The sequence below is a fragment of the Desulfonatronovibrio hydrogenovorans DSM 9292 genome (assembly GCF_000686525.1).
Classification (GTDB): domain Bacteria; phylum Desulfobacterota; class Desulfovibrionia; order Desulfovibrionales; family Desulfonatronovibrionaceae; genus Desulfonatronovibrio; species Desulfonatronovibrio hydrogenovorans.
Map to the genome: position 1 here is coordinate 72,634 of NZ_KK365986.1, position 13,439 is coordinate 86,072.

The 13,439-nt window shown below is 51.3% G+C and carries 15 protein-coding genes; 11 read left to right on the plus strand and 4 right to left on the minus strand.

All coding sequences use genetic code 11. The annotated features are described in order from the left end of the window. The first annotated feature begins 117 nt into the window (after nucleotides 1-117). Together greA and elyC are read left to right on the plus strand one after the other, a co-directional pair. The gene (gene greA, locus P771_RS0114940; protein ID WP_028575765.1) at nucleotides 118-609 is read left to right on the plus strand and encodes a transcription elongation factor GreA; all 492 of its coding nucleotides are present in this window, start codon (nucleotides 118-120) and stop codon (nucleotides 607-609) included. A 20-nt stretch (nucleotides 610-629) separates the two neighbouring features. Next, a complete protein-coding gene (elyC, locus tag P771_RS0114945) occupies nucleotides 630-1,412 on the plus strand; it encodes an envelope biogenesis factor ElyC (RefSeq protein ID WP_028575766.1) in 783 nt (260 codons plus the stop codon). A gap of 24 nt (nucleotides 1,413-1,436) precedes the next feature. Here the strand turns inward: elyC and P771_RS0114950 are convergent, their stop codons facing one another. Both P771_RS0114950 and P771_RS0114955 read right to left on the minus strand, forming a co-directional pair. Further along, the gene (locus P771_RS0114950; protein ID WP_028575767.1) at nucleotides 1,437-2,573 is read right to left on the minus strand and encodes a murein transglycosylase domain-containing protein; all 1,137 of its coding nucleotides are present in this window, start codon (nucleotides 2,571-2,573) and stop codon (nucleotides 1,437-1,439) included. Continuing rightward, entirely contained in the window at nucleotides 2,570-3,550 is a 981-nt protein-coding gene (locus tag P771_RS0114955; RefSeq protein ID WP_028575768.1) for a 4Fe-4S dicluster domain-containing protein, read from the minus strand. Before P771_RS0114955 ends, P771_RS0114950 begins: the two co-directional genes overlap by 4 nt. A 237-nt stretch (nucleotides 3,551-3,787) precedes the next feature. Between P771_RS0114955 and P771_RS0114960 the strand changes: the two genes are divergently transcribed. Then, nucleotides 3,788-5,134 carry a glutamine synthetase family protein gene (locus tag P771_RS0114960; protein WP_028575769.1) on the plus strand — a complete coding sequence of 449 codons (1,347 nt, stop codon included), beginning with the start codon at nucleotides 3,788-3,790 and terminating at the stop codon, nucleotides 5,132-5,134. A 136-nt stretch (nucleotides 5,135-5,270) separates the two neighbouring features. Here P771_RS0114960 and P771_RS19260 read toward each other — a convergent pair whose 3' ends face one another. Continuing rightward, on the minus strand, nucleotides 5,271-5,378 hold the full coding sequence (locus tag P771_RS19260; RefSeq protein ID WP_353740018.1) for a hypothetical protein: 108 nt from the start codon (nucleotides 5,376-5,378) through the stop codon (nucleotides 5,271-5,273). 194 nt (nucleotides 5,379-5,572) lie between these two features. On the opposite strand from P771_RS19260, the gene P771_RS0114970 reads away from it, so the two are divergent. Then, nucleotides 5,573-6,328, plus strand: coding sequence for a hypothetical protein (locus P771_RS0114970; RefSeq protein ID WP_028575770.1), 756 nt, complete (start codon nucleotides 5,573-5,575; stop codon nucleotides 6,326-6,328). Nucleotides 6,329-6,368: 40 nt separating this feature from the next. Further along, nucleotides 6,369-6,782, plus strand: a complete 414-nt coding sequence (queF, locus tag P771_RS0114975; RefSeq protein ID WP_028575771.1) for a preQ(1) synthase — start codon at nucleotides 6,369-6,371, stop codon at nucleotides 6,780-6,782. Between the two features lies 1 nt (nucleotide 6,783). Here queF and P771_RS0114980 read toward each other — a convergent pair whose 3' ends face one another. After that, nucleotides 6,784-7,404, minus strand: a complete 621-nt coding sequence (locus P771_RS0114980; protein WP_244147343.1) for a SagB/ThcOx family dehydrogenase — start codon at nucleotides 7,402-7,404, stop codon at nucleotides 6,784-6,786. Between the two features lie 225 nt (nucleotides 7,405-7,629). Here P771_RS0114980 and P771_RS0114985 point away from each other — a divergent pair, with 225 nt between their 5' ends. The 6 genes from P771_RS0114985 (at nucleotide 7,630) to P771_RS17910 (ending at nucleotide 13,320) form a co-directional block, all read left to right on the plus strand. After that, on the plus strand, nucleotides 7,630-8,415 hold the full coding sequence (locus P771_RS0114985; RefSeq protein WP_028575773.1) for a flagellar hook-basal body protein: 786 nt from the start codon (nucleotides 7,630-7,632) through the stop codon (nucleotides 8,413-8,415). An 84-nt stretch (nucleotides 8,416-8,499) separates the two neighbouring features. After that, on the plus strand, nucleotides 8,500-9,282 hold the full coding sequence (gene flgG, locus P771_RS0114990; RefSeq protein ID WP_028575774.1) for a flagellar basal-body rod protein FlgG: 783 nt from the start codon (nucleotides 8,500-8,502) through the stop codon (nucleotides 9,280-9,282). 88 nt (nucleotides 9,283-9,370) lie between these two features. Beyond that, entirely contained in the window at nucleotides 9,371-10,351 is a 981-nt protein-coding gene (gene flgA, locus P771_RS0114995) for a flagellar basal body P-ring formation chaperone FlgA (protein WP_161635994.1), read from the plus strand. A 64-nt stretch (nucleotides 10,352-10,415) separates the two neighbouring features. Next, the gene (locus P771_RS0115000) at nucleotides 10,416-11,147 is read left to right on the plus strand and encodes a flagellar basal body L-ring protein FlgH (protein WP_084302014.1); all 732 of its coding nucleotides are present in this window, start codon (nucleotides 10,416-10,418) and stop codon (nucleotides 11,145-11,147) included. A 12-nt stretch (nucleotides 11,148-11,159) separates the two neighbouring features. Beyond that, nucleotides 11,160-12,269 carry a flagellar basal body P-ring protein FlgI gene (locus P771_RS0115005; protein WP_028575777.1) on the plus strand — a complete coding sequence of 370 codons (1,110 nt, stop codon included), beginning with the start codon at nucleotides 11,160-11,162 and terminating at the stop codon, nucleotides 12,267-12,269. Nucleotide 12,270: 1 nt separating this feature from the next. Then, nucleotides 12,271-13,320, plus strand: coding sequence for a peptidoglycan DD-metalloendopeptidase family protein (locus P771_RS17910; protein ID WP_051617443.1), 1,050 nt, complete (start codon nucleotides 12,271-12,273; stop codon nucleotides 13,318-13,320). The last annotated feature ends 119 nt before the right edge of the window (nucleotides 13,321-13,439 follow it).

A 13,439-nucleotide genomic window follows, 5' to 3' on the forward strand; every position in this document is an offset into this window, starting at 1 on the left:
ATGGACGCTTGGAAAGTCTGCTTCAATCAAAGTTCAGGACTGGCAGTGATGCGCCATGCATGGTCCTGGGCTTTTTTTAATTGAAACGGTTTTGCCGAAAACAACCAAGGAAGGAAAATGAGCAGCATACCAATATCCATTGAGGGATTTGAAAGGGTTAAGCGCGAACTGGAGAAGCTGGAGGCAGAGAGACCTGAAGTGATTCAGGCCATAAAAGAGGCCAGGGAAGAAGGAGACCTGCGGGAAAACGCCGGATATGATGCGGCCCGGGAAAGGCAGGGCATGTTAGAGGCCAAGATCTCCTATATCAAATCAAGAATTCCCCAGTTTAACGTCATTGATCTGAATACAATGGATGGCCAAAAAGTCTGCTATGGGGCCACGGTAAAGATTGAGAACATTGATACCGAAGAAGTCAGGGAATACACTCTGCTGGGACCGGATGAGACGGATTACGTCAAAGGGGCAATCTCGGTTTTTTCTCCTGTGGCTAAGGCCCTGCTGGGCAAGGAAGTGGGAGATGAGGTGGTGGTCAATGCTCCCAAGGGTAAAATCGAGTACGAGATAATATCTCTTGAATTCAGAGGGCCGGTGGTCCCTGCTGAATAACCAGACAGAGGCAATGGTGAATGGAACCGGTTTTTCTGTTTAAAAAGCTCATCTCCAGGTTGATCTTTCCTCTGCCGCTGACCCTGCAGATGGTGCTTCTGGGCCTGGTCCTGCTGGTTTTCGGCAAAAGAAAAGCAGGCTTTTTTTTTGTTTTCCTGGGGGCCGGTCTTCTGGGGGGCATGGCAGTGGAACCCGTGGCAGACAGGTTTTTACAGTCCATTGAGCAGCAGTATCAGCCAATAAATGAACGGCTGGGCCATAACGTGCCATATGTGGTGGTTCTTGGAGGTGGCCATGACTCTCAGGATAATTTTCCGCCGACTTCCCAGCTGGGTTCATCTTCCCTGTCCAGAGTGGTGGAAGGGGTCCGGATGGCCGGGCTTCATCCGGAAGCTCAGCTGATTTTCAGTGGGGGAAGGATTAATGATCCGGTTCCCCATTCCCAGGTGGCAGCCCTTGCTGCCCTTCAGCTTGGTGTTGAACCACACAGAATCCTTACCGAATCAGAAGCCCTTGATACTGAAGACGAGGCCAGGGCTGTTAAAGAGATGGTCTCAGGAAAACCTTTTATTCTGGTGACTTCGGCTTCACATATGCCCAGGGCCATGCAGATATTCAGGTATCACGGCATGAATCCTGTTCCTTCTCCTGCGGATTACCTGGCCAGGGAAAAGCAGTACACGCCCTGGAGTTACTTTCCCAGTGCCAGGGGTCTGGAAAAGATGGAGAGGGTCTTTTACGAGCGGCTGGGCCTGGCCTGGGCCTCCATCAGAGGAATCATCCCAGCAGAGACGGTTGATTAAAATCCTTTTCAAAGGCTTGGAAATTTATCTGTATCCAGCCTTAAACCTGACTACCTTGGGAAGATAGTCGCGGGTCTCCTGATAGGGCAGGTTGCGGACAAGGTGGTTGTAAACCTGGGTGCTGTTCATGCTGTTGATCCGGTTGAAGGCCTGGTCCCTGTTCCGATCAAAAGCCCTTAAGACATTTCCGCTGCCTGTATTGTACCCGGCGATGACGCAGTACTCCCTGGACCGGGCATTGCTGACCCGGGCCAGATAACGGGTGAACAAGATGTGCAGATAGGCCGACCCCATCCTGATGTTGTTTTCCGGTACAAATAAATAATCCCTGGTGGGAATTCCGTCCCGGTTGTAGATCAGTCGGTGCGCATCTCTGCCTCCTGTCTCAGGAACGATCTGCATCAGACCGTAAGCCGGGACATGGCTGACTGCGTAAGGATTAAAGCTGCTTTCAGCCTCAATAATGGCATAGACAAGGGCTGGTTCCAGGTTGAAGCGCCTGGACTGAGACATGACATGGTTCTGGAAGCGCCGCTGCTGACCCTGGTTGTGTTCCCTGATCATGTTGAAGGTGACGAAGTGTCTTCTCCGGTTATTATAGGTGTCAGTTTTGGAGGCGGTTCGCATCAGATGGTCAGCGAACCGTCCGGCTCGCCATTCCCAGCGCACTGGCTGGTTTTCATGATCCCTGACTACGTTTAGCAAAAACGGTTCGCCCCCGACATTTACCTCCCTGTCTGATAGAAGGTCCACCTGGCCAGGGTCTTCGGGTGTCAGAAGGGTGTTGATGATGGCTGTTCTGAGTTTCTCCTGGGGATTTCTCCGGTCCACAGTCTCTACCCTGATGACTCCGGTTTCAAAATTGACCACAGCTCTGGTTTGATAGTCATCAGTATACTTGACGTATTCTTTCGGAGTTGGGATCTTTTCATCTCCCCATTCCTTGATCAGCTTTTCAAGCATGCTCTGGAGCTGCTGCCTGATGAGGCTGTCCAAGGCTCCGACTCCAGTAGATGGAACTGCTGAGCTGAATCCAGGAACAGTTCCCCTTGCCACCTGCTCTCCAAGACTTACTGCCCTGTGTACGTCGGTGGCTTTGCAGCCCGTTCCCAGGACAAGGGCTGATACACTGAAGCCCAGCAAGAATTCCCGTCGGTTCATGGTCTTTGGATCTGGTTGTCAATGGTTACTGAACAGGATCTATTTTTCTGTCCTTCAATCAGTCGGGTCAGTTCCAGGGGAGGGCATTTACCGGTGTTGCGGACCAGGCTCAGGCACTGATTGACGCACTTGGCGGTACAGACTCCGCATCCCATACATAGTTCTGTGTTGACAACCGGTCCGTGGCCGGTCAAGGAGATGGCCCTGAACTGGCATGAACGGACGCATTCCCTGCAGGCAACACATTCGTCCCCTTGCACTCTGGCGGTGAATCCAGATGAAGCCAGCATGGGTACGCCCTTTTGGTGAGCCTGGATGGCTCCGCAGCAGCAGGAGCAGCAATTGCATATGGCATAAAACCGGCCCAGCATGGCTTCCTTGAAAAAGGCATGATGGACGTGCCCTCTGTCGTGCTCCTGTTCAAGGATTGCAGTTGCCTCTGCCTGGCTGATCCTTCTGGATTTTCTGGGGTGGTGTTCGGCAATGAAGCTTGCAAAGGGTTCCCCAATAATAAGGCACACATCCAAGGGCAGGCATGGATCAGGACTGGTGGCCCTGCAGGGACATTCCAGGGCCACGATGTGGTCCGGGTTTTTCAGGACTAGATCCCTGGCCTTGGTATAGGGAATGACCTGTTCCAGGTCTCCCAAATTTATGCTCTTGCTTACCTTGACCAGTTTCCTGGCTTCATTCAGAGGCAGGGCCTTGCCATGATATTCCTGGGCGAAGTTGATTTTGGCCTGGCTGGTGCTCCTCCGGGGTTTCGCCCCGGGACCATGGACAATTATTTTCCACAGGGATTTTAATATGCTGGCCAGGGGATGTCTTCCGGTCCCGATCCCAATATATAGATAGGGCCATCTGGCATAGATGTATCCGTGAACCCTTGAAGACAGGCGGCAATCTTTGCTGGCCTGTTCTGTGAAAAAGGCTCGGGTGGACGGTTTTATGAGTTTGGCAATAAAAAGGGGTTTCATCTTCGTGTCCTTGGGTGATTCTAGAAAATGAGTATAAAAAAAAGGTCAAGAATTCACAACTCCAGACTGCAAGACACTTTGGACCAGATTTGAGGGGGTTGTAAAGACCAAGGCTTGGTGCTACATTTTCGTAGCTGACTGACGGGCATGGGTTTGATCCAGGCCCGGGTGTTCTAGTTTAAATACAGGATTGTATCTTCCCTGATCCAGGGAAATAAGGAAAACTGGAGGTAAAGAATGCAGGAGCCAGTGGTATTCAACTGCCGGAATGCCGATGATGTGACCAAGGCGGTGAAAGAGTATAATATCAGTTTTGTCCAGTTCTGGTTTGTTGATGTTCTGGGAACTTTGAAAAGCTTCCAGGTGACGCCCAGTGAACTGGAAGAGGCCTTTGAGGAAGGAATGGGTTTTGACGGTTCCTCCATTGAAGGATTTGCCAGAATTCATGAAAGTGATATGGTGGCTTTTCCCGATCCAACCACATTTCAGCTTGTTTCCTGGCGTCCCATGGAAAGGCCTGTGGCCAGAATGTTCTGCGATATAAAGAATCCTGACGGCACTCCTTATGAAGGGGACAGCCGTTACGTGCTCAAGAGGATCCTGAACAAGGCTGCTGAAGACGGATACAGTTTTTATGTCGGCCCTGAGCTGGAATTCTTTCTGTTTGAGAGTTCTCGAGAGCCCAAGACCCTTGATTTCGGTGGTTATTTTGATGCTCCGCCCCTTGATCTGGCCAATGACATCCGGAGAGACATCATTCACGGACTGAACAGCATGGGCATTGTGGTGGAGTACAGCCATCACGAGGTTGCCCCAAGCCAGCATGAGATAGACCTGAGGTATCAGGAGGCCCTTAAAATGGCCGATACAGCGGTGACTTACAGGGTCATAGCCAAAGAAGTGGCCAGAAGGCACGGGTGCTACGCCAGTTTTATGCCCAAACCCCTGTTCGGGGAAAACGGCAGCGGCATGCACGTGCACCAGTCACTATTCAGGAACGGGAGAAATGTGTTTTACGATGCTTCTGCCCCGGATTCTCTGAGCAAGGAGTGCAAACACTATATTGCCGGACTTCTCAGGCATGCCAATGAGATTACTGCAGTCTGCAACCAGTGGGTGAATTCATACAAAAGGCTCGTCCCAGGATATGAAGCTCCTGTTTATGTTGCCTGGGCCAGGAGAAACAGGACTTCTCTGGTTCGGGTACCCATGTACAAACCGGGCAAGGAGACTGCCACCAGGATCGAGTTGCGCTCTCCTGATCCAGCCTGCAATCCCTATCTGGCCTTTGCCTGCATGCTGGCAGCCGGCCTCAAGGGAATGGAGGAAAAGTACGTTCTGCCTGATGCAGTGGAGGCAGACATCTTTGAGATGAACCAGGAAGAAAGAAGAAAGCATGGAATTCCAAGCCTTCCGGGCAGCCTTTTTGAAGCTGTGGAGGCACTGGAAGAGAGCAATGTGGTCAAAGAAGCCCTGGGCGATCACATTTTCAGGAATTTCATTGCCAACAAAAAGATTGAATGGGACAACTACCGGACTCAGGTCACAGAGTATGAAATAAAGAAATACCTGCCCATTCTCTAGGGCGAAGGCTTAACGCATCGCAGGGGCTTTTCTCAAAGGCCGGACCGAGTCGGATGAAATCGGTCCGGCCTGCCTGTTTAATGTGTTGGGGAATGCTATCCTGGGTTTTGACCGGGTCTGTATTGAACTGTTCTAATCAGAACCGGTCACAGGGGATGGATGCAAGACAATCTTCCAGATACTCGGTCATGGACTCGCTCAACTCGTTGACTGAAAACTTCCTGTTGCAGGACCTGCAATACAGATATACGTTTTTTCAGGTTCTGATGACTTTCAGTTCCCGCTGGTCGTGGGGACAGACCGGGGAAGAATGGATTGCAGTTGATGTCTGATTCATGGTGATTGTCAGTACTGGCTGGATGTGTTAATGATATTTTCAAAGTTGTTTTAATGGCCGCATGCTCAGTAAATTTAAAGCGTTTGTCAAGGCGTGGATCCATGGATAAGTTTGGATATTTCTCAGGAGAACTGGCTGACGAAACTCTTAAAGAAGCTGCAGACACTTTTTTTGGCCGGAGAAAAAAGATAGATCAGGAGCTGGAGCTCTTTTCCCAGCAGGTTGAGCAGGTCAGAAAAAAAGCCAGGGAAGTGGAATCCAGGGCTGCCTGCCTCAATCAGGCCCTTCCTGGACAAGATTCAAGGTTTGATTTCTGGCAGGCCCTGGGTCTGGAGAAAAGCTTGTATGCCAAAGCCCTGGCTGAGTGTTCAGAGCAAGTATCCAGGCCTGTATCCCTGACTTTAAGGGGCAGGTATGAGAAGACCCTGGTTCAGCTTTATGAAGAGCTCAGGCTGAAAGTTGATGACTACCTGTTCGGCCGATATATTGATCATCCGGAAATCAAGGGGAAAAAGACCCTTACCCCCAACCTTGCAGCCCTTAAAAAATGGTCAAAGGACCTTAACCAGGAAATTGAGAAGGTCAATTGTTCCAACCGGCCCGACGATGTCCTGGCTTTTACCCGCAGGATGGACATTGAGGAAAGCTCTAAACGGGAGAGTGTCGGATCAGGACTGGAGTACCGCTTTAACCAGGAGCTGTGCTTCAAGCCCGTGGATTTTGATTCCCTCGAACTTAAGGAATACCCTGAACTTTCCAGGGACAAAAAGATCCGGAAAATAATTGCAGAAGTGGCTGGTCGGATCTTTGACCACAAAAAAAATGAGATCAAAAAAATCCTCAACAGCCTGCAGTAACTACCTGTTCACAGCAGCCAATTGAAAGCAGAGGCAAAATATGCACGACGATACTTCATCCCTGACCCTTTTGGGCAGGACAAAAGCCGATTATCCTTCTAGGGTGGATTCGGACATCCTTGAAACTTTTCCCAACCGGTTTCCTCAAAGAGATTATCAGGTGGTAATGGCCACCGACGAGTTCACCTCTCTTTGCCCGGTTACAGGGCAGCCAGATTATGGAACTATTGAGGTTCGATATGTTCCTGACCAGCAGTGTATTGAATCCAAGTCCCTGAAGATCTATCTTTTCAGCTATCGCCAGGAGCCTACATTCATGGAAACCGTGGTCAACAGGATTCTGGATGATCTGGTGGCCAGATGCAGCCCCAGACAGATGAAGGTGACTGGCAGGTTCAAGGCCAGGGGCGGCATAGCCATAGATGTGGCAGCCGAATACAGCCGGGAAGGCTGATCTATTTTCCCACAGGCATGATGTACAGGGGAACTTCTTCCCTGGAGAGCCCCAGGACGTCCTGGACCCTCAGGTCATCAAAGGCTCCTATGACAACGGTGCCAAGGCCCAGTGATTCGGCCTGGAGATGAATGTTCTGGCCTGCGTGTCCAGCCTCCATGTAAACGTATCTTTGACCCCTTGGGCCGTATCTGCTGGTGGTCCTTTCATGGATTCCGGAAATGATTATCGCTGCAGGAGCATCCCTTACCGGTGACTGGCCCAGGGCCGCCCCGTAAAGGTCTTGTCTCAGGTCTCCCTGCCTTATCCTTTGCAATGCATTTTTTCCTGGCAGATATCTGTAGGTCCCAGGTTCTATTCCTTCCACGTTTCCTGCCACCAGGATCACCTCCAGAGGGAAGGTGGCCCCGGCTGATGGGGCTGACCGGAATTTTCTTCTGTCATCGGTCACTCCCTGGGCAGCCCACAGCAGCTGGCCGGCCTGATCCAGGGTCAGGGTCAGACCCTGGAAGTCTCTGAAAGATCTTCTCTGGGAGAGAGCCTTTTCCACTGACATCCCACCATCCCTGACTGGCTGGGGCAAAAGTATTTCCTGTCCGGAAGATGCGTTGGCCTTTCTCATTTCTCCACTTTTCTCCTGACTTATCCAAGGGACAAAAAACAAAATGAAAAGTCCCAGCAAGGTGGCTGTTGCAGCTTTCTTGTTCAGCATATTTATTATTTCTGGATCTTGAACCAATGTTTTTTTGACTTTGGAGAACACATTAACCAAGAAAGCAGTTCCTGGTCAAGGCTGTTTGGGTTTTGGCCTGTAAATTGCTTGCCAGTGGTCAGGAGGAAAATTTTTATGCGTGACAGCATGTACAGTGCCTTTTACGGGGCCATGACCCAGGAATCCAGGATGAATATCATATCCAATAATCTGGCCAATGTGAATACCACTGGCTACAAACGGGAAAAACTGGCCTTTGAGGATGTTTTTGTACGCTACGCGTCGGATTACGCTGATCCCAATGAGAGTCTGGAAGACCGGATTCTCTGGCCGGAGGCCAAACTCAGGAGTCAGACAAGGTCCAGCCCCACTCATGTGGTCTTCGAGCAGGGCGGCCTGAAAAGTACTGGCAACCGCCTGGATCTGGCCATATCAGGAGAAGGTTTTTTTGAAGTGGAAACCCTGGAAGGTGATGTTGCCTATACCAGGAACGGAGCTTTTTACCGCGACCCTGAAACCGGGGCCATGATTACCGGTCAGAGATTTCAGCTCCTGGGTGAAAACGGTCCGATCCTCATTCCCGAGGATGCGGCGGATATAGTTATTACCCAGGACGGACAGGTGGTGGCCGACGGTGAAGTGATTGACATCATCAATCTGACCACCTTTGACAACCTCAACGGTCTGGAAAAGATGGGACGCCAGCTTTTCCGGGTCAAGGAAGGAACAGACATCCAGGCTGAGCCTGCAGAAAATGCCTTGATCCAGCAGGGCTTTCTGGAGGATTCCAATGTAGAGGTTGTTTATGAAATGGTTAATATGATCAGTACCATGCGTAATTTTGAGGCCTTGCAAAAGGCCATGACCACGACTCATGAAAAAGATCAGCAGCTGATCAGGGATGTAGGCACTACCAGGTAGGGACTGGCAGAGATCTTATGGACAGGCCCATGCCTGATCTGGTTGATTTTATTTATAAATATAAAAGGACAAGGAGTTAATATTATGATGCGCTCACTCTGGACCGCTGCATCCGGGATGGCTGCCCAGCAACTGAGTATAGACGTCATTGCCAATAATTTGGCTAACGTCAACACCACCGGATTCAAGAAGAGCCGGGCAGAGTTTGAGGATTTAGTCTATCAGAATCTGAAGATTGCGGGTACGGAAAGTTTGACTGGAGACAGAATTCCGACGGGTCTGCAGGTTGGTATGGGAACAAGGCCTCTGACGGTGCACAAATTTTTTTCCCAGGGCGATTTCCAGCGTACGGACAATCCCCTGGACCTGACCATTGAAGGGGACGGGTTCTTCCAGGTCCTGGCCAATGACGAAGTAGCCTATACCAGGGCCGGGGCCTTCAAGCTGGATCAGGATGGAAGGATCGTTACTGCCAATGGTTATCCTTTGCAGCCCGAATTCGAGGTCCCCATGGAAACGGTAAACATAGTGGTCACAGAACAGGGCAGGCTGTCCTGCCTGGACAGGGCAGGGGATGAACTGGCCGGAGTTGATATACCTTTGTTTTCATTCATCAATCCTGCCGGAATGAAGAGCATGGGCCGAAATCTGTACCTGGAAACCGAGGCTTCTGGTCCGGCTGTGGAAGGGGTCCCGGGTGAAGAAAACTTTGGAACCATAGCCCAGGGTGTCCTGGAAATGTCAAATGTTGAACTTGTGGAAGAGATGGTGAACATGATCGTGGGACAAAGGGCCTATGAGATCAATTCCAAGGCCATAACAACATCGGACCAGATGCTTCAGATCGCCAATCAGATGAAGAGGTAAAGGGCCTGAAAGGATAAGGATGAATCCTGAAGGCAAGATGGCCATTCAAGTGTTGTTGTCCTGGATTTTATGGAATGGAGAAAACCCCATGAAAAACTGCAGCAAAATATCCGGAAATATCTCATTCTTGTGCCTGGTGGTCATAATGATCACCTGCTTGCAGGTCAATGCCCAGGCAGCAGCCCATCACTACTGGATAAAAGAACATGTGGCTGTTAAAGGCGAAGTCATAACCTTCGGGGATATTGCCGAACCCAGGACCGGAACTGCCGGGGAAAGCTGGGCTGAAGTCAAAAGTATTCAGCTGTGGAGGGCTCCTCAGGCCGGGCAGAGGATTGTACTGCAGAGAAATCAGGTCCTGCAGAGGCTGGGATCCATTGACCGGGATCTGGCTGAAAAAAGCATTGTCCCTAGGGAGATCATCTTTCAACGGGGAGCAAAGGTTTATTCTGAAGAAGAACTCATTTCCATTGTTATGGACCACCTGATCCCGGTGATGAGGGACATGGGGGATGAGGTGGATTTTCGGGATTTTCGTCTGCCTGTCCCGGTTTTTCTGGAAAACGCATTTGAACGGATAGAGATTCAGACCGCCAACGAGCCTGCTCCGGGAAGGGTGACCCTGAGGATCAATGTCCTGGACGGACATGATAATATGGTAAGAAGACTTTCAGGCAATGTTTTTGTTGATGTCTGGGCAACAGTAGCCTGTGCCCAGCGTCCCTTGAACCGGGGGGAGATTCTTTATCCCGGGGATGTCCGGTTTGAAAGGAAGAACCTGGCTTATGTCAGAAATGAAATCTGGGACGGGAAAACAGGTCCATGGCGGATCAGGTCGGCCATTGGCCAGGGCCAGCCAATTCTGCAGAGGTCTCTGGAGTCTGTCCCGGTTGTGAGTAGGGGTGATCAGGCCAACCTGGTTTTTGAGGGGCGTTATGTCACTTTGTCCGTTCCCGTGAGGGTGCTGGAAGACGGTCAACGCGGAGACCGGGTCATGGTCAGGAACCTGCAGACCAGGAAGGATATTCAGGGAGTGGTGGAGGACAGCAGCACCATTCTTGTCCGCTGAGCCGGGATGATGAAGATTGAATCACGGATCATGGAAATCAAAATGAGAGGCTGATATGAAAGGGATGAGAATTTATATTATAATTGCTGCCGGGATTATGCTGGCAGCATGTGCACCGGCTCAACACAAACCAACGCCAATGCCGTCTTACTCTCCGGAGCCGTACATTGATTCTATGGAAACCGTTGAAATGGACTCGCCCTCCCTGTTCAACCGGAACAGATCAGAATTCCTGTTCAGTGACAACCGGGCCAGAAACGTAGGCGATCTGGTTATGGTCAATATCCTTGAAGACACTGAAGCCAAAAATGAGGCAGACACTACAGCCAACAGAAGATCCAGCGTAAATCTCGGAGTAGAGCATTTCATGAATCGGAATTCCATGCATGCAATTCCCCTGGATACCGCCACTGGCGGCCTGCTTCCAGGTTTGGGGCCCAGGGGTACAGTAGGCGAGGATCCGATGATCCAGGCCGGATCAACCAGCAATTTCCAGGGAACCGGCGAGACCAACAGGGAGTCCTTTGTCCGGGCGATCATCTCGGCCAGAGTGGTCAGGGTACTTGACGGTGGAGTCCTGCAGATTGAAGGGGCAAGAAATATCAAGGTCAACGGTGAAAATCAGATCATCGTGGTCAGGGGGCTGGCCAGATCCAGGGATGTGGGACCAAACAACTCCATAGACTCCACCCAGCTGGCCGATGCCCATATCGAGGTTTACGGCCAGGGTATCCTGGCTGACAAGCAAAAACCAGGCTGGCTGGCCAGGCTGCTGGACAAGGTATGGCCGTTTTAGGAGCCAATAATTATGAAATCTGCGAATAACACCCTTATCCTGACCCTGGCTTTCCTGATTCTGGGATTCTTCTTTCCGGAACAGGCCCACTCAGTCAGGCTTAAAGACATCGCAAACTTCGGCGGAGTGCGGACCAACCAATTGGTTGGATACGGACTGGTGGTCGGCCTCTCGGGCACTGGTGATCGCAGGAGCGATCAGGCAACGGTCCGGTCGGTGGTCAATATGCTGGAAAGCATGGGAGTAAGCGTGGACCGGGGCAACCTCCAGTTCAGAAACGTGGCTGCGGTGATTGTCACCGCAGACATGCCTGCATCGGCCAGATCCGGGAGCAGGCTGGACGTGACCATCTCCTCCATAGGTGATGCCAACAGCCTTCAGGGGGGAGTACTGATTCAGACTCCTCTCAAGGGGATAGACGGTGAAATATATGCTCTGGCCCAGGGTCCTCTGACCCTGGGTGGGTTTTCTGTGGAGGGGCAGGCGGCTCAGGTCACCACCAATATCACCACTGTTGGCCGGATACCCAATGGAGCCATGGTGGAACGGGAAATTCCCTTCAGGTTTAATTCCCAGGAGAGCATTCAAGTCAACCTCAATGTTCATGATTTTTCCACAACTTCTCAGGTCATGGAGAGCATAAATGCCAGTTTCGGCCAGAACCTGGCGGCAGCCAAGGATATTTCAACCATCAGGGTGAATATCCCGAGTCAGTTCAGGGGCAATTTGATACCCTTCATGGCTGCCCTGGAAAATATCCAGGTCTCCCCGGACAGTCCGGCCAAAGTGGTGGTGGATGAGAAGACCGGCACTGTGGTTATTGGCGAAAATGTGCGTATTTCCAGGGTAGCGGTATCCCATGGAGATTTAAACATCATTGTCCGGGAACAGCCCCAGGTGTTCATGCCTGCTCCTTTTACCGAGGCTGATCCGGTTGTTGTTCCGGACACGGATATAGCAGTGATAGAAGAGGAAAGGCAGCTGGTGGTCATTGAGGGGGCTACCATCAACGAGCTGGTGGAAGGCCTTAATTCCATCGGAGCCACCCCCCGGGATCTGATCACTATTTTGCGGACTATAAAGGCAGCCGGCGCCCTTTATGCAGACCTTGAGGTGATATAGCATGAGTGATTCATTCAGCAATAGTCTGGCCGGTCAGCTGGACCAGAGTCTTGCCGCCGGCAGAGAACTTGAGATGAAACGGTTGAGAGACAGGTTCGGCTCAGGCAAGGATCAGAAACAGGAGCTTCGTGAGGCCTGTACTCAGTTTGAAGCTATTTTCATCCAGAGGATATGGGAACAGATGCGGGCCACTGTGCCTAAAGAGGGATACCTGCACAGCAGGGAGCAGGACATGTACACTTCCATGTTTGACCAGGAAATGTCCATGGAGATGGCCAGAGGCGGCGGAATAGGACTGGCCGACCTGCTCTATGGTCAGCTTAAGGAGCGTCTGGAGCGATCTGGAGCAGAAGCAGCTTCTGAGGCCGTTGATCTGAATCCAGTCCCATCCAGGCAAAATTTTCCCTCAAAAAAGGTTCAGGACGAAGCAATTCCTGCAAAAGAACTGAACACCGACCAGGTAAACCGGATCCTGGGCATGAATTCTTCCCCTGAGGAAAGAATGGATTTGCTGGCCCGGCAGATCAAGGCTTCACTGGGCGACAAAAATGATGACCTGCCGGAACTGGAGAAAAAGCTTGACGAGGTGGAGAACGGACTTGGTGACGGAATGGATCTTCCACCGCTGCACTGGCCTGTTCCCGGATCAGTGTCTTCGGGTTTTGGATGGAGGGAGGATCCCTTCACAGGAAAACAGGCCTGGCACGCAGGTCTGGATTTTGCGGTTCCCCAGGGTACACCGGTTGAATCATGCTGGCCGGGCCGGGTAACTTTTTCCGGTGAAAAGGGGGGATTCGGGAACAAGGTGATCATTGAACATGCCGGTGGATGGAAGAGTGTGTATGCCCATAACAGCGAAAACCTGGTTCAGGTTGGAGACCGGGTTGAGGCTGGTCAGAAAATTGCAAAGTCAGGCAATACAGGAAGGTCCACAGGACCGCATCTTCACTTTGAACTGAGGCAGGGGGATCTGGCCTGGAACCCCAAGATGATCAAAGATCGCCTCCTGGCTGGATTAAGCATAGGCCATGCCGGCAAGGAAGATACCTGATGGCATGACCTGCCTATGGCCAATTATTTTAGGGCAAGGTATTCAGGAAGGGGTGTTGGAAGGATTCAGACCAGAATCGGTCTGCCGGCTGGAAGCAGCTGCTGATGAGCACAGGAGAA

Coding starts and splice junctions, on each gene's coding strand:
- greA (WP_028575765.1), top strand. CDS start 118: ATGAGCAGCATACCAATATCCATTGAGGGATTTGAAAGGGTTAAGCGC.
- elyC (WP_028575766.1), top strand. CDS start 630: ATGGAACCGGTTTTTCTGTTTAAAAAGCTCATCTCCAGGTTGATCTTT.
- P771_RS0114950 (WP_028575767.1), bottom strand. CDS start 2,573: ATGAACCGACGGGAATTCTTGCTGGGCTTCAGTGTATCAGCCCTTGTC.
- P771_RS0114955 (WP_028575768.1), bottom strand. CDS start 3,550: ATGAAACCCCTTTTTATTGCCAAACTCATAAAACCGTCCACCCGAGCC.
- P771_RS0114960 (WP_028575769.1), top strand. CDS start 3,788: ATGCAGGAGCCAGTGGTATTCAACTGCCGGAATGCCGATGATGTGACC.
- P771_RS0114970 (WP_028575770.1), top strand. CDS start 5,573: ATGGATAAGTTTGGATATTTCTCAGGAGAACTGGCTGACGAAACTCTT.
- queF (WP_028575771.1), top strand. CDS start 6,369: ATGCACGACGATACTTCATCCCTGACCCTTTTGGGCAGGACAAAAGCC.
- P771_RS0114980 (WP_244147343.1), bottom strand. CDS start 7,404: ATGAGAAAGGCCAACGCATCTTCCGGACAGGAAATACTTTTGCCCCAG.
- P771_RS0114985 (WP_028575773.1), top strand. CDS start 7,630: ATGCGTGACAGCATGTACAGTGCCTTTTACGGGGCCATGACCCAGGAA.
- flgG (WP_028575774.1), top strand. CDS start 8,500: ATGATGCGCTCACTCTGGACCGCTGCATCCGGGATGGCTGCCCAGCAA.
- flgA (WP_161635994.1), top strand. CDS start 9,371: ATGAAAAACTGCAGCAAAATATCCGGAAATATCTCATTCTTGTGCCTG.
- P771_RS0115000 (WP_084302014.1), top strand. CDS start 10,416: ATGAGAATTTATATTATAATTGCTGCCGGGATTATGCTGGCAGCATGT.
- P771_RS0115005 (WP_028575777.1), top strand. CDS start 11,160: ATGAAATCTGCGAATAACACCCTTATCCTGACCCTGGCTTTCCTGATT.
- P771_RS17910 (WP_051617443.1), top strand. CDS start 12,271: ATGAGTGATTCATTCAGCAATAGTCTGGCCGGTCAGCTGGACCAGAGT.